The 18,425-nt window shown below is 75.8% G+C and carries 17 protein-coding genes, 1 tRNA gene and 2 pseudogenes; 10 read left to right on the top strand and 10 right to left on the bottom strand.

The window, feature by feature from the left end:
- Positions 1 to 382: 382 nt before the first annotated feature.
- The 3 genes and pseudogenes from GC157_10625 to GC157_10615 form a co-directional block, all read right to left on the bottom strand.
- Positions 383 to 1,003 (bottom strand): annotated as a pseudogene (locus GC157_10625) (SpoIIE family protein phosphatase).
- 1 nt (position 1,004) lies between these two features.
- Positions 1,005 to 1,505, bottom strand: coding sequence for an FHA domain-containing protein (locus tag GC157_10620; GenBank protein ID MBI1377917.1), 501 nt, complete (start codon positions 1,503 to 1,505; stop codon positions 1,005 to 1,007).
- A gap of 7 nt (positions 1,506 to 1,512) precedes the next feature.
- On the bottom strand, positions 1,513 to 2,214 hold the full coding sequence (locus GC157_10615) for a DUF2662 domain-containing protein (GenBank protein MBI1377916.1): 702 nt from the start codon (positions 2,212 to 2,214) through the stop codon (positions 1,513 to 1,515).
- Positions 2,215 to 2,373: 159 nt separating this feature from the next.
- Between GC157_10615 and GC157_10610 the strand changes: the two genes are divergently transcribed.
- A tRNA-Leu gene (locus GC157_10610) sits at positions 2,374 to 2,457 on the top strand.
- 62 nt (positions 2,458 to 2,519) lie between these two features.
- Here the strand turns inward: GC157_10610 and GC157_10605 are convergent.
- Positions 2,520 to 3,401 carry a redoxin domain-containing protein gene (locus tag GC157_10605; GenBank protein MBI1377915.1) on the bottom strand — a complete coding sequence of 294 codons (882 nt, stop codon included), beginning with the start codon at positions 3,399 to 3,401 and terminating at the stop codon, positions 2,520 to 2,522.
- Positions 3,402 to 3,490: 89 nt separating this feature from the next.
- Here GC157_10605 and GC157_10600 point away from each other — a divergent pair, with 89 nt between their 5' ends.
- Positions 3,491 to 4,744, top strand: a complete 1,254-nt coding sequence (locus GC157_10600) for an MFS transporter (GenBank protein MBI1377914.1) — start codon at positions 3,491 to 3,493, stop codon at positions 4,742 to 4,744.
- Here GC157_10600 and GC157_10595 read toward each other — a convergent pair.
- Both GC157_10595 and nhaA read right to left on the bottom strand, forming a co-directional pair.
- Positions 4,741 to 5,172, bottom strand: coding sequence for a hypothetical protein (locus GC157_10595; GenBank protein ID MBI1377913.1), 432 nt, complete (start codon positions 5,170 to 5,172; stop codon positions 4,741 to 4,743). The genes GC157_10600 and GC157_10595 overlap by 4 nt on opposite strands.
- A 180-nt stretch (positions 5,173 to 5,352) precedes the next feature.
- Positions 5,353 to 7,236 carry a Na+/H+ antiporter NhaA gene (gene nhaA / locus GC157_10590; GenBank protein ID MBI1377912.1) on the bottom strand — a complete coding sequence of 628 codons (1,884 nt, stop codon included), beginning with the start codon at positions 7,234 to 7,236 and terminating at the stop codon, positions 5,353 to 5,355.
- 203 nt (positions 7,237 to 7,439) lie between these two features.
- On the opposite strand from nhaA, the gene GC157_10585 reads away from it, so the two are divergent.
- The 4 genes from GC157_10585 to GC157_10570 all read left to right on the top strand — a co-directional run bounded on the left by GC157_10585 (position 7,440) and on the right by GC157_10570 (position 10,719).
- On the top strand, positions 7,440 to 8,300 hold the full coding sequence (locus GC157_10585; GenBank protein ID MBI1377911.1) for an EamA family transporter: 861 nt from the start codon (positions 7,440 to 7,442) through the stop codon (positions 8,298 to 8,300).
- 71 nt (positions 8,301 to 8,371) lie between these two features.
- The gene (locus GC157_10580; GenBank protein ID MBI1377910.1) at positions 8,372 to 8,782 is read left to right on the top strand and encodes a hypothetical protein; all 411 of its coding nucleotides are present in this window, start codon (positions 8,372 to 8,374) and stop codon (positions 8,780 to 8,782) included.
- Positions 8,775 to 9,239, top strand: coding sequence for a hypothetical protein (locus tag GC157_10575; protein MBI1377909.1), 465 nt, complete (start codon positions 8,775 to 8,777; stop codon positions 9,237 to 9,239). Before GC157_10580 ends, GC157_10575 begins: the two co-directional genes overlap by 8 nt.
- Positions 9,240 to 9,312: 73 nt before the next feature.
- Positions 9,313 to 10,719, top strand: coding sequence for an NAD(P)/FAD-dependent oxidoreductase (locus GC157_10570; protein ID MBI1377908.1), 1,407 nt, complete (start codon positions 9,313 to 9,315; stop codon positions 10,717 to 10,719).
- Between the two features lie 34 nt (positions 10,720 to 10,753).
- Here the strand turns inward: GC157_10570 and GC157_10565 are convergent, their stop codons facing one another.
- Both GC157_10565 and GC157_10560 read right to left on the bottom strand, forming a co-directional pair.
- Positions 10,754 to 11,359: a hypothetical protein gene (locus GC157_10565; protein MBI1377907.1), complete on the bottom strand. Its 606-nt coding sequence runs from the start codon at positions 11,357 to 11,359 to the stop codon at positions 10,754 to 10,756.
- A gap of 43 nt (positions 11,360 to 11,402) precedes the next feature.
- Positions 11,403 to 11,789 (bottom strand): antibiotic biosynthesis monooxygenase, encoded by a 387-nt coding sequence (locus tag GC157_10560; GenBank protein ID MBI1377906.1) that lies wholly within the window; start codon positions 11,787 to 11,789, stop codon positions 11,403 to 11,405.
- A gap of 105 nt (positions 11,790 to 11,894) precedes the next feature.
- Here GC157_10560 and GC157_10555 point away from each other — a divergent pair, with 105 nt between their 5' ends.
- The 4 genes from GC157_10555 (at position 11,895) to GC157_10540 (ending at position 16,127) form a co-directional block, all read left to right on the top strand.
- Positions 11,895 to 12,788: an Fpg/Nei family DNA glycosylase gene (locus GC157_10555; GenBank protein MBI1377905.1), complete on the top strand. Its 894-nt coding sequence runs from the start codon at positions 11,895 to 11,897 to the stop codon at positions 12,786 to 12,788.
- A gap of 76 nt (positions 12,789 to 12,864) precedes the next feature.
- Positions 12,865 to 14,205 (top strand): FAD-binding protein, encoded by a 1,341-nt coding sequence (locus tag GC157_10550; protein ID MBI1377904.1) that lies wholly within the window; start codon positions 12,865 to 12,867, stop codon positions 14,203 to 14,205.
- A gap of 94 nt (positions 14,206 to 14,299) precedes the next feature.
- Positions 14,300 to 15,145 carry a glycerophosphodiester phosphodiesterase gene (locus GC157_10545; GenBank protein ID MBI1377903.1) on the top strand — a complete coding sequence of 282 codons (846 nt, stop codon included), beginning with the start codon at positions 14,300 to 14,302 and terminating at the stop codon, positions 15,143 to 15,145.
- Between the two features lie 88 nt (positions 15,146 to 15,233).
- Entirely contained in the window at positions 15,234 to 16,127 is an 894-nt protein-coding gene (locus GC157_10540; GenBank protein ID MBI1377902.1) for a topoisomerase II, read from the top strand.
- 517 nt (positions 16,128 to 16,644) lie between these two features.
- Here GC157_10540 and GC157_10535 read toward each other — a convergent pair.
- Positions 16,645 to 17,241 (bottom strand): annotated as a pseudogene (locus GC157_10535) (UPF0016 domain-containing protein).
- A gap of 37 nt (positions 17,242 to 17,278) precedes the next feature.
- Positions 17,279 to 18,409: a hypothetical protein gene (locus tag GC157_10530; GenBank protein ID MBI1377901.1), complete on the bottom strand. Its 1,131-nt coding sequence runs from the start codon at positions 18,407 to 18,409 to the stop codon at positions 17,279 to 17,281.
- Positions 18,410 to 18,425: the final 16 nt, after the last annotated feature.

Here is an 18,425-nt window from a genome sequence, read left to right as displayed (position 1 = left end):
CGGCCACGACGGCGGCGAGGACGACGAGCACCGCGACGACCGCCGCGACCACGCCCCAGCGCACGCGCCGGGGGGCGCGCTGCTCCTCGCGGTAGACCTCCGCGAGCCCCGCCACCGAGTCGTCGCCGCCGGCCGAGGAGGTGCCCAGGCGCAGCACGGTGCGCGGGTCGGGCTGGGCGTCGGCCGGGAACTCCAGCCCCGGCAGGCGCTCGCGGTTGCGCGGCTCCCCCGCCGCCCCCACGACCACCGGCGCCTCGGCCTCGCCGTCGTCCTCGCCGGAGACGACGTCGGCCACCACGCAGGTGACGTTGTCCGGGGCCCCGGCCTCGAGGGCGGCGTCGACGAGCGCCGTGACGGCGGCGACCGGGTCGGCGAGGCCCAGCAGGTCGTGCATGTGCGCGTCGTCGACGAAGCCGGAGAGCCCGTCGCTGCACACCAGGTAGCGGTCGCCCTCGCGCGCCTCGCGCACGGACACGTCCGGCTCGGCCGGGTGGACGCCGTCGATGGCGCGCATGAGCAGATTGCGCCGCGGGTGCGTGTGCGCCTCCTCCGGCGCGATGCGGCCGGAGTCGATGAGGGTCTGCACGTAGGTGTGGTCGCGGGTCACCTGGGTGAGGACGCCGTCGCGCAGCAGGTAGGCGCGCGAGTCGCCGACGTGGAGCACCGCGACGCGGGCCGGGTCGCCGCCGAGCCAGGCCAGGGCGGTGAGGGTGGTGCCCATGCCGGCGAACTCGGGGTGGGCGGCGACGACGTCGGCGATGCGCTCGCTGGTGGTGACCACGGCCTCGGAGAGCCGCTCGAGCGCGGCCGAGTCGTCGAGGCCCGCGGTCTCCATCTCGGACATCGTGGCGATGGCCGTGGCCGAGGCGAGCTCGCCGGCGGCGTGCCCGCCCATGCCGTCGGCGACGACGAGCAGCGAGTCGCCGGCGTAGCCGGAGTCCTCGTTGCCCGCGCGGACGAGCCCGACGTCGGAGCGCGCGGCGGAGCGCAGCATGAGGGACATGTCAGCGCCGCAGCTCGAGGACGGTGCGGCCCACCTTGAGCTGCTGGCCCACGGCCAGCGGCGTGGGGGTGGATATCCGCGCGCGGTCGACCCAGGTGCCGTTGGTGCTGCCGAGGTCGGTCACCACCCAGCTGCCGTTGACCTGGCTGATCCGCGAGTGGTTGTTGCTGGCGTAGTCGTCGTCGAGCACGAGGGTGGAGTCGGGCGCCCGGCCGAGGGTGACGTCGGCGGTGCCGAGCGGGATCACCGTGCCCGCCAGCGGGCCCTCGACGACGACGAGGGAGCGCGGCCCGGTGCGCGAGGGCTTCGCCGGCTTCTCCGTGCGGGGCTTGGCGGCCTTGGCCGGACGGCCGGAGGTGCGCGGCACGGGCGCGGCGACGAGCGGCCGGGCGTCGCGGGGGGCGCGCAGGTCGCGGCGCAGGACGACGACGGTCACGAGCACGAGCGACCACAGCAGCACCAGGAAGCCCAGGCGCAGCAGGGTCAGGACGAGCTCGGACACCCCGGGCTCACCCCGCCCGGAACGTCAGCCGGGTGCCCCCGAGCTGGACGACCGAGCCGTCGTGCAGCACGGTCTCCCCGACCTGCACGCCGTCGACGTAGGTGCCGTTGGTGGAGTCGAGGTCGCGCAGGACGACCTCGCGGCCGAGCAGGATCTCGGCGTGGTGGCGCGAGACACCAGGGTCGTCGACCCGGATGTCGACGTCGGTGCCGCGCCCGAGCCGGGTGACCGCCCGGGTGAGCGGGTGGGCCAGGTCGTCGGAGGCCACGAGGCGCGGCTGGCCGACCTGCGGCGCCGCCGCGGCCGCGGGGCGCGCGGGGGGCGGCACGGACGCGACCTCCGCCTTGGCCTCGCTGTGCACCCGGAACAGGCCGGTCTCGAGCTCGGGGTCGAGGCCGAGCTCGACCACGGGACCGCCCACGAAGGTGTAGCGCTGCTCCTCGGCGTACTCCCGCACCATGCCGGCGAGCTCGTCGGTGAGGGTGGAGGCGTAGACGGAGAGGCGCTCGTGGTCGTGCGGGCTGAGCTCGATGACGAAGGCGTTCGGGACGACGGTGCGACCGCGGCTGACCACGGCCGCGCGCTCGTCCATCTCGCGCTGCATCGCCGAGGCGATCTCGACGGGCTGGACCTCCGCCTTGAAGGCGCGCGCGAAGGCACCGTTGACCATGCGGTCGAGCCGCTGCTCGAAGCGGTCGAGCAGACCCACGCTGCCTCCCTCGTCCGGTGCCGCGGCGTATGGCGCACGGCACGATGATCGTAACCGGGAGCGGCGCCCCGGCCCGCCGTCGCGACGCCGGGGCGGGCGGTGACCTGCGGGAACGCCCGGCGAAACAGGCCCTTCCCGCGTGTTAGCCTTCTCCGGCGCGCGCGAGTGGCGGAATAGGCAGACGCGCACGGTTCAGGTCCGTGTACCCGAAAGGGTGTGGGGGTTCAACTCCCCCCTCGCGCACACTCACCGACAGGGCGGCCCACGGGCCGCCCTTCGTCGTACCGGCCCTCCGAGCCGGCGCGCTAGGCCGAGGCGAGCGTGGTCGCGACGTCGAGCATCTCGGCGACGGACCCTGCGGGGTCGGTGATCGGGTACTGCACGTGCCGCACGACGCGGCCCGGGTCCACCAGCAGGGTGAGCCGCTTGAGCCGTTCCACCCCTGAGGCCCGGAACGAGGGCAGGCGCAGCGCCGCGGTCAGGCGGAGGTCGGCGTCGGACAGCAGCGGGAAGGGCAGCTCCTCGCTCGCGACGAACGCGGCGAGCTGGTCGGGGCGCTGGGTGCTGACGCCGACGACCGCGACGCCGCGCCGCGCGAACGCCGCGTGGCGGCGCGCGTAGGTCCTCGACTCGAGCGTGCACCCCGTGGTGCCGGGGATCGTGCTCCAGCCCGGCGGGTAGCCGTCGGAGCCGGGCGCGAACGCGCCGGGGAAGCAGTACAGGACGGTCCATGCGCCTTCCGGGCACGGGTCGGTGGCGCGGGCGTCGTGACCCGTCAGGCTCACGGCCGGCACCTCCTGCCCGACCAGCGCCTGCGCCCGGCGCGCGTCGGCCGAGGTCGGCGCGCCGCTCGCGGTGAGGCTGCCGTCGCCGAGCACGTACCGGTCGCCCCAGTCCTGCAGGGCGATGAGCACGGGGAGCAGCCCCTCGCCCGCAGCCGTGAGCCGGTAGTCGTAGCGCGGCGGATGCTCGGAGTAGGCCTCGCGCCGCAGTACGCCGGCGGCCACCAGGGCGGCGAGGCGGTCCGTCAGCGTCTTGCGGCTCACCCCGAGCTCGCGCTGGAGGGCGTCGAAGCGGGTGACGCCGCCGGCGACGTCGCGGACCACGAGCAGGGTCCACCAGTCGCCCACCACGCCGAGCGCCTGGGCGATGCCGCAGTCGGCGTCGGCCAGGTCCGTGTACTTCACCGGGTCACCTCAGCAGGTGGGAGGTCCTTCCGCCAGGGATCGGACCCCGCTAGGGTCAGTTCAGATTGTAAACGGACGGGGGGCGCGACGTGCACCGGGTGTTCTGGACGTACTGGGCGGCGGGGACCATCAGCGCGACCGGGTCGGCGGTCACCGTCGTCGCCCTCCCCATCGCGGCCCTCACCCTGCTCCAGGCGAGCCCCCAGCAGGTGGGGCTGCTCACGGCCGCCGGATTCGTCGCCTGGCTCGTCATCGGCCTCCCGGCCGGCGTGCTCGCCCAGCGGCTGCCGCTGAGGGGGACGCAGGTCGCGATGGACCTGCTGCGCGCGGCAGCGCTCGCCTCCGTGCCGCTCGCGTGGTGGGCCGGCCACCTCACCTTCGCCCACCTCGTCGTCACGGCCCTCGTGGTCAGCTTCGCGACCGTGCTGTTCGACGTCAGCAACTCGACCTTCCTTCCGAGCATCGTGCCGAAGGAGGAGATGCAGCGCCGCAACAGCCTGATGTCCGGCACGCACGCGGCGTCGTCGCTCGGCGGCCCCGCGCTCGGAGGACTGCTGGTGCAGCTGACCGGTGCGGCGGCGGCCCTCGGCGCGGACGCCGTGAGCTACCTGATCTCGGCGGCGCTGCTGCGCAGCCTGCCGGCCCGGGAGGTCGCCGCACCGCCGGTCTGGCCGCCGGTGCGGCAGATGATCCGCGAGGGCTGGCACTTCGTGAGCCGCCACCCCGTGATGGCGCCGTTCATGTGGGACGCCACGGTCATCAACTTCGTGTGCGGTGCGCAGATGGCGCTGTTCGCCGTGTACCTGCTGCGCGTGCAGGACGCGCCGCCCGTGCTGGTCGGCGTCCTGCTCGCCGCGGAGGGCGTCGGCGCGCTGCTGGGCGCCGCGGCGACGCCCCGCATCACCGGCGCCCTCGGCACGGCCCGCGCCAGCGTGCTGGCCTCCGTGGGCACCGCCGTCTTCGCCCTCGTGATCCCTGCAGGGGCCGGGCTCGCGGCGCTCGTGCTGTTCGCGCTCGGCAACATCGGGTTCGCCGCGAGCGTGGCGCTCGTGAGCATCAGCACGCGCACCTACCGGATGACCGCGACGCCGCCCGAGCTGCTCCCGCGGGTGATGGCCACCGTCCGCTTCGTCTCCTGGGGTGCGATCCCCGTGGGCTCGGTGACGGCCGGTCTGGCCGCAGGCGTCGTCGGCGCGCGCGGGGCCCTCTGGGCGGCGGCGGTGGTGGCCTGGCTCGGGCCGGCGATCCTGCTGCGCTCGCAGGTCCGGTCCCTGCGCGACCTCGACGACCACGCGTCGCCGCGCGCGGACGCGGAGCCGGCAGGCGTCGTGGAGACGGCCTAGTCGAGCTGGGCGCGCCAGGTGCCGCCGCGGCGCGCGAGCCAGGCCAGGGTTCCGAGCAGGATCGCGATGGACCCCATCACGGCCTGGAGCACGCTCGGGCCGACGAACGGGATCTGCACGGTGACCTCGACGAGCAGCAGCGCGCTCGCCACGAGGACGATCTCCGGGGTCCGGGGCAGCCGCACGAGTGCCGCGGACACGGCCATCGACGACGGGATCGCGACCGAGAAGAACAGCCACGCCGCCGGCAGCTTCCAGTCGTGCAGGCCGAGCGGCTGCAGGTCCGACACCGGGGGCGCGAAGCTCCCGGTCCACAGCTGCAGCACGCCCACGACGGCGCCGACGAGCACGAAGCTCTCGACGAGGGCGAAGGTGAGGCGGAAGGCGGGCCGGGTCGTGGCCCGGGTGCGCTCCGCTGTGGTCGTCATGGCTGCCCCCTCCGACGGGACGCCGGGCGGGGTCGGAGCCGACTCCGCCACCCACGACGCTACGCCGCGGCCGCGTCCGGACGCGCGGCCGGCGGTGGGCCCGGAACCGCCTGCGGCCGTGAGGATCGCCACGTCACCCATCGCGTCGGCACGGTCACGGCCGGCGCTCGCCGCGGGTGCTCAGCGGGCCCCGGCCAGCGCCCGCGCCTTGGCCAGGCGGACCGCCTCGGAGAGCGTCTCGATGTCGAAGGCGCCGTGGTGGCGCCGGCCGTTGATGAAGAACGTCGGCGTCCCGGCGACGCCGCTGGCGTCCGCGCTGTCGAGGTCCTCGGCCACGCGGGCCTCGTCGACGTGGGCGAGCAGGTCCTCGGCGAAGCGGCCGGTGTCGAGCCCGAGCACGCGGGCGTGCTCGATGAGGTCGTCGAGGCGCAGCCGGTCCTGGTGGGCGAGGAGGCGGTCGTGCATCTCCCAGAACGCGCCCTGGCGCGCGGCCGCCTCGGAGGCCTCGGCGGCGAGCTGCGCGTGGGGGTGCACGTCGTGGAGGGGCAGGTGGCGCCACACGTACCGGATGTCGCCGTGCCCGGCGAGCAGCTCGCGCACCACCGGCTCGGCCTGCCCGCAATAGGGGCACTCGAAGTCGCCGTACTCCACCACGGTCACCGGCGACTCCTCCGGCCCGCGGACGTGGTCGCGCTGCGGGTCCACCGGGTCGAGCAGGTCGACGATGGAGTCCGCGGAGCCCAGCAGCAGCCGTGCGCTGCGCGCGGCCGGCAGCGCGGCGGCGACCCGGAAGATCAGCCACGTGACCGCCGCCGCTGCGGTCGCGGCGGTGAGGATCCCGAGCTTGGCCTCGTCGAGGGCGGCACCGTCGAAGGCGAGGGTGGCGATGAGCAGGCTCACGGTGAAGCCGATGCCCGCGATGGCGCCGCCGCCGAGCACCGCGACCCAGCCCACCGGCGGGGCGACCCGCCCGCGGGAGAGCCGGGTCACCAGCCACGACACCGAGAACACGCCCAGCGGCTTGCCGACGACGTAGGCCACGACGACGGCCCACGTGAGCGGAGACCGGTAGGCCTCGGCCAGGAAGTCCGGACGCACGGGGATGCCGGTGTTGGCGACCGCGAACAGCGGCACCACGACGTAGCTCGTCCAGGGGTGGAAGGCCACCTGGAGGCGCTCGTTGGGCGAGAGGGCGGCGTCCATCCCGGCGCGCGCGGTGCGCGCGAGCTCCGGTGTGGGCTGCTCGCGGAAGTCGCGGAACAGGTCGGTGGCGGTCTCGAGGCTGGTCCGCGCCGCCGGCCCGGCGTAGGTGAGCAGCCCCATGGCCAGGCCCACCACCACGGGGTCGACGCCGCTGTTGTGCAGCGCCACCCACGTGGCCACGCCGAGCACGAGGTAGACCAGCCCGGACCGCACCCGCAGCCGCAGCAGCGCGATCACGAGGGAGAACAGCAGCGCGGCCACGAGCAGCGGCAGGCCCTCGATGTCGGTCGTGTACACCGTGGCGATGACCACGAGCGAGAGCACGTCGTCCACCACGACGACGGTGAGCAGGAAGGTGCGCAGCGCCTCGGGGAAGCGCGGCCCCACCAGCGCGAGCATGCCGAGCGCGAACGCCGTGTCGGTCGACATCGCGACGCCCCAGCCGTGCGCCACGCCGCTGCCCGCGCCCACCGCGAGGTAGACCAGCACCGCGGCGAGCATGCCGCCGAGGCCGGCGGCGACCGGGAGCAGCACGCGCCGCCGCTCGCGCAGCTCGCCGACGTCGAGCTCGCGCCGGGCCTCGAGGCCGACGACGAAGAAGAAGAACGTCATGAGCCCGCTGTTGACCCACTCGCGCGCGGACATCGCGATGCCGTGGCCACCGACCTCGACCGACACCTCGGTGCCCCAGAACGACGCGTAGCCGTCGGGGGCCGCGTTGGCCCACACGAGCGCGAGGACGGTGGCGCCGAGCAGCACCGCCGCGCCGCCGCTCTCGGTGCGCAGGAACCGGCGCAGCGGGGTGTCGTGCCCGCGCACCCAGCGGGTGCGCCAGGCGGCCCCGCCGTCGGTCTGCGCCATCCGACCTCCCCGGTGCCGCCGGTGCTCCGCCGTGGTGCGCAGTCTGCCGGTGCCGCACCGGTCCCAGCAGCCGGTCCGGCCGGAACATTCCCCGCGCCCGCTCCGCGCCGTCCGCCCCGGCCCCGCCGGACCGGCGCGCGGGCGGGACGGCGCGCGCCGCCCGGGCCGGTCACGGCCGCCGGGCGCTGTGCTGGACTGGCGCCGTGCCCGCCCTCCTCGCCCTGCTGTCCGCCGCCGTGTGGGGCGTCGCGGACTTCACCGGCGGGCTGGCGTCGCGGCGGTCCACGCCCCTGCGCACGCTGGCGCTCACCACCCCCGCGGGCCTCGTCGTCGTGCTGCCGGTGGCGCTCCTCGTGGGCGGGAGCGTGTCCGGGTCCGTCCTGCCGGGCGTGGTGTCCGGGGTGACCGGCTCGCTCGGGATCCTGCTGCTCTACGCCGCGCTCACGCTCGGGCCGATGGGCGTGGTGTCGCCGGTCTCCGCCGTGCTCGGCGCGGCGATCCCCGTGCTCGTGGGGCTCGTGCACGGCGAGCGACCGGGCGCGGCCGCCTACGTCGGGATGGCGCTGGCCGTGGTCGCGATCGTGACGGTGGGGCTCGAGCCGCCCGCGCCCACCGACGACGCCCGCCACCAGCGGCTGACCCCGCGCGCCCTGCTGCTCGCCGTCGGCGCGGGCGTGGGCATCGGGGTGTTCTTCGCCGTCATCGCGCAGGCGCCCTCGGACGCGGGGCTGTGGCCGGTGGTGTTCTCGCGCGCGGTCTCCACCGTGCTGCTCGCGCTCATGGGGCTGGTGGTGGTGGCGCGCCGTGGCGGCCCGTTCCTGCCCGCGGGGCGCACCGTGCGCATCCAGGCGATCGCCGCCGGGACGCTCGACGTCGGGGCCAACGCCCTCTACCTGGTGGCGACCCAGACCGGCCTGCTCTCGGTGGTGGCGGTGCTCGGCTCGCTCTACCCGGCGGCGACCGTGCTGCTGGCGCGCTACGTGCTGGCCGAGCGGCTGCACCCGCTCCAGAAGGTCGGGATGGCCACCGCGATCGTGGCCGGGGCCCTGCTGGCCCTCGGCTGAGCCGGACGACGACCGGCCGGCCGGCAGGGGGCGGTCGCGCCGGCGCCGGCGCCGCGGTGGACAATCGCGCCGTGACGTCGTCCGCGCTGGCCGCCTCCGACTGGCCGGCGTCGCTGCCCGGCAACGTCGTGATCGTGCTGGCGCTCGTGCTCGCCCTCGTGGCCGCGGTCTACGCCGCGCTCTCGCGCCGGCTGCCCGTGTGGGTCTACGCGCTGGTCGGCGTCGTCGAGGTGGCGGTCGTGTGGCTCACGGTGGCCTGCGCCGTCGCCTGGGCCGGCGGCACCGCGCCCGCCGACCCGGTCGTGTTCCTCGCCTACCTCGCGGTGACCCTCGCCGCGGCGCCCGGCGCCGCCTGGTGGGGGGCCGCCGAGCCCGGCCGCTGGGGCGGGGGCGTCGTGGCGGTGGCCGCGCTCGTGGTGCCCGTGCTCGTGCTGCGCCTCGAGCAGGTCTGGACCGGGACCCCGGGGGTGGGCGGTGGCTGAGCCCGTCGACGGCGCGGCCCCGGTCGAGGAGGGCACGCCGGGCTCCACCCGGCACGGCCCCGGCCGGGCGCTCATCGTCGTCTACGCCGTGCTCGCCGTGGCCGCCACGGCGCGCTCGCTCTACGAGCTGCTCACCAAGTTCGGCCAGGCGCCGGTGCCCTACCTGCTCTCGGCCTTCGCCGCCGTCGTCTACTGCGTGATCACGGTGGCGCTCGTGCGCGACACCCCCGCGTGGCGGCGCGTCGCTCTCGTCGGGATGCTCGTCGAGCTGGCCGGCGTCCTGGTCGTGGGCACGTGGAGCCTGGTGCACCCGGAGACCTTCGTCGACACCGTCACGGGCAAGGGCGTGCACAGCGTCTGGTACTGGTACGGGCTCGACTACCTCTTCGTGCCGCTGGTGCTGCCGGTGCTCGGCCTGCGCTTCCTGTGGACCACCCGGGCCCGCGCCCCCCGCTGAGCCGGGTCACCGGACTGCGAACGCGCGTCGCCGGCGTCTGGCGCGCCGGCCCCGCGCACCCCAGGGTGGGGGCATGCGGACTCTGAGCACCTCCGTCGTGGTCGTCGGGCTCGGACCGGGTGGCGGGCAGGTGGCCGAGGACCTCGCCGCCGCCGGCGTCCCGGTGGTCGCCGTCGACGACGGCCTGGTGGGCGGGGAGTGCCCCTACTGGGGCTGCGTCCCGAGCAAGCGGATGGTGCGTGCCGCTGGCGCGCTGGCCGAGGCGCGCCGGGTTGACGGGCTGGCCGGCACGGCCACCGTGGTGCCGGACTGGGCGCCCGTGCACGCCTGGATCGCCGACGTCGCGACCGACCACTGGGACGACCGGGTCGCCGTGGAGCGGCTCGAGGGCAAGGGCGCGACGTTCGTGCGCGGTCGCGGCCGGCTCGACGGCCCGCGCACCGTGGTGGTCAGCACCCCGGAGGGCGAGGACGTCGTCGTCACCGCGACGACGGCCGTGGTGCTGGGCACCGGCTCGGCCCCGGCCCGCCCGCCGATCGAGGGGCTGGCCGGCACGCCGTACTGGACCAACCACGAGTTCGTGGAGAGCCCGGTGCTGCCGCGCTCCTGCGTCGTGCTGGGCGGCGGCGCCATCGGCTGCGAGCTGGCGCAGGTGATGGCGCGCTTCGGCGTGCGGGTCACGGTGGTGGAGCCCTCGCCCCGGCTGCTCGGGCTCGAGGAGCCGGCCGCCGGCGAGCTGCTGGCCGACGTGTTCTCCCGCGAGGGCATCACCGTGCGCACCGGCGTCGGCGCGGCCCGGGTGGGGCACGACGACGACGGCTTCACCGTGACCCTGTCGGACGGCTCGGCCGTCACGGCGGAGCGGCTGCTGGTGGCGGCCGGGCGCCGGGTGGACCTGGCGGGGCTGGGCGTGGCCAGCCTGGGCGTGGACGACTCGGCCCGCACGCTCTCCGTGGACGACCGGCTGCGCGTGCTCGGGCCGGACGGCGCGATCGACGGCGTCTACGCGCTCGGCGACCTGGTCGGCCAGGGCGCGTTCACCCACGTCGCCGTCCACCACGCCCGGGTCATCGTGGCGGCGCTGCGCACCGGGACGCCGACGGACGCGAGCAACCCGATCCACGCCCTGCCCCGGGTCACCTTCACCGATCCGGAGATCGGGGCGGTGGGGCTCACGGAGCAGCAGGCCCGCGACCGCGGGCTCGACGTGCAGGTGGCGCACGCGAGCCTGGAGTCGGCGGCGACCCGCGGCTGGATCCACGGCCCCGGCAACGACGGCTTCCTCACCGTGGTGGCCCACGACGGCGTGCTGGTCGGCGCCACGAGCGCCGGGCCCGGCGGCGGGGAGGTGCTCGGGGCACTGTCCGTGGCGGTGCAGGCCCGGATCCCGGTGGCCGACCTGCGCCGCCAGGTGTGGGCCTACCCGACCCTGCACCGCGGCATCGAGGCGGTGCTGGCGCAGCTGCCCGGCTCGGGCTGAGCGACGCCGACGGCCGGCCTGCGGCGTCGCCGGGCTACTCGGGGCGGCGCCTCTGCGGGTAGGGCGTCTCGCCCCTCGCGAGCATCTCGACGTACTGGCCGATCCGGCGCGCGCGCGTGTCCGGCCGCTTCGCCTCGTGCACCCGGTAGAGCACGGCGAACCGGTTGGTGCGGGTGAGCACGTCCCACATCGCCTGGGCCCGCGGCGAGGCCGCGAGGGCCGCGAGCAGGTCGTCGGGCGCCTCGATGGACGCCGAGCCGCCGTAGGCGCGGTCCCACCGCCCGTCGGCCCGCGCCCGCTCCATCTCGGCCAGGCCGGCGGGCTGCATCCGCCCCTGCGCGACCAGCTGCTCGGCGAGCTCGACGTTGCGGCGCGACCACGGGCTGCGGGCCCGCCGCGGGGTGAACCGCACGCAGTAGGTGCTCGCGTCGCGGCGGGTGAGCTGGCCGTCGATCCAGCCGAAGCACAGCGCCTCGGGCAGCGCGTCGTCGTAGGTGAGCCGGGTGGGCGCGGTCACGCCCTTGCGCGCCAGCACCAGCCGCACGCCCGTGGGGTCGGTGTGGTGCTCGGCCAGCCAGCCGCGCCAGGCGCCGGCGTCGTCGACGAGCAGCTCCGGGGTCTCGGCCACGAGCGTGAGTATCGCCGCGGGCTCCCACGGCCGCACGGACCGAGGCGGCGGACGCCTAGAGCCGGTGGACGGTGACGGCCGGCGACATGCGCAGGCGCAGCGGGTCCAGGCGCATGATGCCGGTGCCGTCCACCACGAGGCCGGGCAGCTCGGCCATGAGCCGCCCGAACAGCGGGGCGCTGCGGTGCGCCTCGAGCGCGGCCTCGTCGCGGAACCACTCGTAGAGCCAGATCACGTCGGCGTCGTCGGGGTCCACGCACAGGAAGAACGCCTCGGTGCCCGGCTCCTCGTCGAGGTCGTCGACGTAGCGGTTGAGGACGTCGAGGGCCGCGGCGCGCAGCCCGGGCTGCACGGGCATGCGCACGAGAAGGCCGATCCGGCCGGGGAGCACGGCGTCCAGAGCCGGTGCCTCGGGTACCTCCACCGGGACAGTGTGGCCCATGCCCCCTCCCCCCGCCCCGATGTCACTGGTGAAACGGTCGTATCCCGGACCGGGAAGCGACCGTTTCACCAGTGACGTGCGGAGGGGGCGTGGCAGGCTCGGTCCGTGCCCGAGCTGCCCGAGGTGGAGTCGCTGGCCGCGTACCTGCGCGCCACGGCGACCGGCCTGCGCATCGCCCGGGTGGAGCTGGCCGCGATCAGCGCGCTGAAGACCTTCGACCCGCCGGTGACCGACCTCGTGGGCACCCGCGTCGTCGACGCCTCGCGCCGCGGCAAGTTCCTCGACCTCGCCCTCGTCGACGACGACGGCGAGATGCTCCACCTCGTCACGCACCTCGCCCGCGCCGGCTGGCTGCACTGGCGGCAGGAGGTCAGCGCGGCACCCCCGCGCGCGGGCAAGGGCCCGCTGGCGTTCCGCGTGGTGCTCGTCGACGACGACGGCGTCCCCGCGGGCGCCTTCGACCTCACCGAGGCCGGCACGCGCAAGCGGCTGGCGGTCTACGTGGTGCGCGACCGCGACGAGATCGAGGGCGTGGCCAGGCTGGGGCCGGAGCCGCTCGACGACGCGTTCACCGTGGACGCGCTGGCCCGCATCCTCGAGGACGCCGGCGGCAAGCAGCTCAAGGGCGTGCTGCGCGACCAGTCGACCATCGCGGGGATCGGCAACGCCTATAGCGACGACATCCTGCACGCCGCGCGGATGAGCCCGTTCAGGCCGGCGAACCGGCTCTCCCCGGACGAGGTCGCCACCCTGCACGCGGCGATCCACGACGTCCTCACCGACGCCGTGCGCCGCTCGGAGGGCCTCGGCGCCGCCGATCTCAAGGCGGAGAAGAAGCTGGGGATGCGGGTGCACGGGCGCACCGGCGAGCCGTGCCCGGTGTGCGGCGACGTCATCCGCGAGGTGAGCTTCGCCGACTCCTCGCTCCAGTACTGCGCCACCTGCCAGACCGACGGCAAGCCGCTGGCCGACCGGCGGTTCTCCAAGTTCCTCAAGTGACGCGGCGGGTGGGGCCGGAGGGCGCGGCGGTAGCGTCGCGCGCGTGACCCCGACCCCGGCCGTCCTCGACGCCGCGCTGCGCGCCGACCTCGCCGCCGTCGTGGGCGAGGAGCACGTCCTCACCGACCCCGGCCTCGTGGCCCCCCACGTCGTCGACTGGTCCCGCCGCTTCGGCGGCCCGGCGCTGGCCGTGGTGCGGCCGGCCGACACCGCGCAGGTGGCCGCCGTCGTGCGCCGCTGCGCCCGCGACCGCGTGCCGCTGCTGCCCCAGGGCGGCAACACCGGGCTGGTCGGCGGCTCCGTGCCCGGGCCGGACGGGCCCGCGCCGGTGATCGTGTCCACCCGCCGCCTCACCCGCCTCGACCCGGTCGACGCGCTCCAGGGGCAGGTGACCGTCGGCGCCGGGGTGCTGCTCGCCGACGTGCAACGGCACGCCCGCGCCGCCGGATGGGAGTACGGCGTCGACCTCGCCGCCCGCGACAGCGCCACCATCGGCGGCACGATCGGCACGAACGCCGGCGGCATCCGCGTGTGCTGCTACGGCATGACGCGACGCCAGGTCGTCGGCATCGAGGCCGTGCTGCCGGACGGGTCCGTCGTCGAGCACCTCGCCGGCCTGCCCAAGGACAACACCGGCTACGACCTCGTCGGCCTGCTCGTCGGCAGCGAGGGCACCCTCGGCGTCGTCACCGCCGCCCGCCTGGCGCTGGTGCGCCCGCCGCTCGCGTCGTCGGTCGCGCTGGTGGCCGTGCGCGACGCCGACGACGCCCTGGCCCTCGTCGACCGCGCCGTGCCCACCGGGGTGCGGCTGCTGGCCGCGGAGATCCTCGACGCCGCCATGCTGCGCCACGTGGTCGAGGTGTCCGGCCTGCCGATGCCGGTGGCCGACGACGCGGCCCACGTGCTGCTCGTCGAGACCGAGTCGGCCGAGCGGGGCGAGGTGGCGCTGAACCTGCCCGACGACCGCGACGCGATCGTCGCCGTGGACGCCGTGGACCGGGCCCGGCTGTGGTCCTACCGCGAGCGCGCGGCCGAGGCCGCCTCCGCGCTCGGCGTGCCGCACCGGTTCGACGTGTCCGTGCCGCTCGGCGGCTGGGACGCGTTCGTGGCGGACATGAAGCAGCGCCTCGCGTCGGTGGACGACGTCGCGGAGGTGCTCGTGTTCGGCCACCTCGCCGACGGCAACCTGCACGTCGAGGTGCTCGGCCCGGACCCGGAGGACGAGCGGTCCGACGCCGTCGTGCTGCGCACGGTGGCCGACCACGGCGGCTCGATCTCGGCCGAGCACGGGGTCGGCCGGGCGAAGGCGCCGTACCTGCACCTCACCCGCTCGCCGCAGGAGATCGCGGCGATGCGCGCGGTGAAGTCCGCGTTCGACCCGCACGGGCTGTTCAACCCCGGCGCCCTGCTGGCCTGACGCGCGTGGGACGTCGCTGAGAGTTCGCTTCGCGTACCTCGTGTCGTCGCCCGCACGCGGTGGCGGGCGGGGGCGTCGGTGACACCATGGTGCGGTGACCGAGGTCGTCGCGCACCGGGGCTCGAGCGCCGACGAGCCCGAGCACACCCTCGGCGCGTACGTCCGGGCCATCGCCGAGGGCGCCGACGCCCTCGAGTGCGACGTGCGGCTCACCGCCGACGGCCACCTCGTGTGCGTGCACGACCGGCGCATCGACCGCACCGGCGACATGCGCGGCGTCGTGTCCGTGATGACCCTCGAGGACCTCTCGCGGGTCGACTTCGGCCGCTGGCGTGAGCCGGGCCAGGCCCGTCCGAGCACCGCCGGCCCGGGCCTCGACGACCCCGTCGTCTACGACGAGGACCGGCGTCGCGTGCTCACCCTCGAGCGGCTGCTCGAGCTCGTCGTGGACTCCGAGCGCGAGGTCGGGCTGGCGATCGAGACCAAGCACCCGACCCGCTACGCCGGGCTGGTCGAGGAGCGCACGGTCGAGCTGCTGCGCCGGTTCGGCCTGGCCCGGCCCCGCGCCGAGGCGGACCGCCGGGTGCGGGTGATGAGCTTCTCGCAGCTGTCCGTGCGCCGGCTGCGCGCCCTGGCGCCCGGCCTGCCCACGGTGTTCCTCATGGACCGCGTCGCCCTGCGGCTGCGCGACGGCTCGCTGCCGTTCGGCGCCGTGGTGGCCGGGCCCTCGATCCAGATCGTGCGGGCGCACCCCTCCTACGTCGAGCGCCTGCACCGCCGCGGCCACGCAGTGCACGTGTGGACCGTCGACGAGCCGGCCGACGTCGACCTGTGCCTCGAGCTCGGCGTCGACGCGATCATCACCAACCGCCCGCGCGAGGTGCTCGGGCACCTCGGCCGGCTGCCGTCCGCCCCGCAGCGGGCGGCCGCCCCGGGCTGAGCCCGCTCGCGTACGCTGCGCGACCGTGGCGAAGCACCCCAGGTCCCCCCGTCCGGCGGTCGACGACGCCGAGGTCCCCGTCGTCGGCATGCGCGAGCCCTGCCCGTGCGGCAGCGGCCGGCGCTACAAGGCGTGCCACGGCCGGGCCGCGGCGGCCCCGGAGGTCCGGCGCCGCTCGTTCGAGGGCCTCGCGGGCGAGACCGACTGGGTGGCGCTGCGCGAGATCGTGCCGTCGGCCACCGCGCCGCTCACCCTTGCGCCGGAGCTCGCGGCCCGGCTCGACGGGCGCGACGTCGTGCTCGCCACGGTGCTGCCGCTGGCGTGGCCGGGCCTCGTGCGCACCGACGGGCGGATCTTCGTGGGGCTCCAGACCGCCACGAGCACCGGCGACACCAGCCGCGACATCGCCGACGCGCTGCTGCGGGCGCTGGACACCGAGCCCGGCACCCCGGTGCCGCCCGGGCGCCCCGGCCCCGGGCCGCGGCTGCAGGACGTGCTCGACACCGCCGCCCCGCTCGAGGTGACGGTGCACGAGGGGTTCGACTTCTGGCTCGAGGGCAGCGGCGCCGAGGCCTCCGACGAGGTCGCCGCCTCGCTCGAGCGGGCCAACGCCTCGGTCGTGCCGACCGCGCGCCTGTCCGGCGTCGAGGCGGCCTACTGGTGCCGCATCGGCACCAAGGAGCACCTGCGCTGGACCCTGCCGCAGGACGAGGAGGCCGTGCTCGACGCCCTGGCCCGGCTGCACGCGCGTGGCGAGGACGCCCTCGGCGAGGGGACCCGGCTCATCGGCACCTTCCGCGCGCACGGTCTGCTCGTGCCGGTGTGGGACCTCGCGCCCGGCACCGAGGCGCCGCAGGTCGAGGAGCCGGCGGTGGAGTTCGCGGCCCGGCTCGAGCAGGCGCTGGCCGAGACCGGCCCGCTCGACGAGGCGGCCCGGCGCGCCCGCGCCGGGCTGGCCAACCGCCAGGTGACGCTGCGCTGACCCGGCGGCGAGCCGTCGTCCCGGCGGAGGCCGGTCCGCCCCGGCAGCACGCATGGTGACGGCGTCACCGCGCTGCGTGCCCGGCCGACGGAGGCGTCGTCAAGAATGTCTCAAGAATCCGGGCAATCCGCCGGTCCCGGTTGAGCGATCGCTACAGAGGCCCTAGCGTCATACCTGATCGGACGCCGCTGCATCCCCCGTCGGTGGCGTCCGATCACTCATGTCCGGGCCCGTGAGCCCGTGGACCGCCGCGGTCGCGCCCCCCCGCCGGCGATGACGAGCTGGTCACACTTGCGCGTGGTGGACGCCACAGCCCCTCCTCGCGTGGCACCGTGTGGACCGGCCGGACGCCGGGTACACGCCCGACTGCGCCGGTCGGGAGTCCGCGGGGGTGTCGCCCGACTCGCCCGCGACCCCGCCACTCGGTGTCGCGGACGCGGACCGATCCGCTACGACAGGCCCTCCACCCCCCGGTGGCGGGCCTGTCGGCGTCCGGGCCGGGGCCCGCACGTCGCGCTCAGCCGCGGACGAGCTCCACCACGGTGAGCACCGCGAGCAGGGCCAGCAGCGCCCCCGAGATGAGCCGCACGCGCCACAGCGGCACACGCTGCTGCAGCCACGCGCCGGCGAGCACCCCGATCGCGGCCACGGACGACTCGGCCAGCCAGGCCCCGAGGAAGACCGACAGCGGCGAGTCCGTGCGGGCGGCCTGGCCGGCGGCGATCAGCTGGGTCAGGTCGCCCCACTCGGCGGTGAAGATCACCACGAACGTCGTGGCCAGGGCCGCGAGGCCGTGCCGGCCGGAGACCGCCCGGGCGGACACCTCGGCCTCCTCCTCGGCCTCCTCGGCCTCCTCCTCCTCGCGCGCCTGCATCCCCCCGCGCAGCAGCAGCACGGACCCCGCGGCGAACAGCGCGGCGGTGACGCCGAGCACCACCGTGCGCGGCAGCAGCGAGAGCACCTGGCCGGCCGCGACCGCGATCACCATCTGCACGGCGAACGCGAGCGTGGCGCCGAACCACACCCACATCCGCGGGTAGCGGGTGGCCAGCACCAGCGTGGCGATGAAGGACTTGTCCGGCAGCTCGGCCGGGAAGATCACCAGGAACGTGGCCACGAGCACGCCGAGGTCGAGGGCGAGGTTCACCGGCTCACTCCCCCACCGACGGGCGGCCGGTGCGGCCGCCGGGCATCCGGTTGACCGGTCGCGAGGGCGTGATCACCGGCAGCGGCGGCGTGCGCGGACCGCTCCACTCGGCCGGGACGGCGTCGATGCGCTCGGCGAGGGCGTACGCCGCCCGCTCGTAGTTGACCCGCCAGCCGCGGAAGTGCGGGTAGGCCTCCGCAGCGGTGCGCTGCATGGGGTAGCCGAGCTCGACGAGCGAGTCGTAGACCGCGGTGAACTCCTCCAGGCTCACGGCGATGGGGGTGTCCGGGTCCGGGTCCTCGTCGACGACGATGCCCTCCGCGCGGGCGATGTCGCGCACCGCGACGAAGCCCTGGCGCACGGCCACGCGCGCCGTGCCTTGCGGCAGCTGGGGGTTGGTGGACATCTGCCACGCGGCCGCGTCCATCACCGAGAGCAGCGCGACCAGCCAGTTGCGCATCGGCTGGGCCGAGCGCACGTGGATGAGGACGGGGTAGTTGACGTGGCTCTCGGCGACGTCGGCCGCCCATCTCTCCCAGCCGCGGAACAGCGTGGACATCTCGTCGATCGAGTTGATGATCGCGTGCCGCCCGATGATCTCCGGGCCCCAGTTGGGCTCGCCCGAGCGCGAGTGCAGCAGCGCGACGTCGACCTCGCGGCGGTTGTAGGAGGCGTACAGGCTGGGCAGGTAGCCGACCAGCAGGCCGACGACGACCGGCCCGGTGGCCGCGGCCAGGAAGTCGACCGCGGTCAGCTGGCCGCGGTCGGTGCTGGCGAAGCCGAGCGTGAACAGGCTCGAGCCCGCCTCGCGGAAGGACGCCGCCCAGTCCAGCGGCGAGAACGAGAAGAGCAGCACGGCGTAGCCGACGAGCAGCAGCAGGAGCCAGGTCGCCAGCATGAGCACCAGGGACGTGGGGGCGGCGTAGGCGAGCACCGCGTCTCGGCTCTCGTAGGACGGCGTGCGCCGGGCGACGGTACGGAACGCCCCCAGCGTCGCGCGCAGCACGAGCGCCGAGAGCTTGCTGGGCACCCCCCGCGGCACCACCAGCGTCCGCAGGATCGAGGACCCCACCGCGAGCACGATCACAAGCCCGCCGAGGAAGCACAGCAGCGAGACGGGGAGGGACGTGCTCACCGGGTCGCCCGGTGTC

Source organism: Frankiales bacterium (genome assembly GCA_016125335.1).
Classification (GTDB): Bacteria; Actinomycetota; Actinomycetes; order S36-B12; family CAIYMF01; genus Longivirga.
Note: the sequence above shows the minus strand (reverse complement) of the source record. Positions and strands in the feature narration are given on the sequence as shown.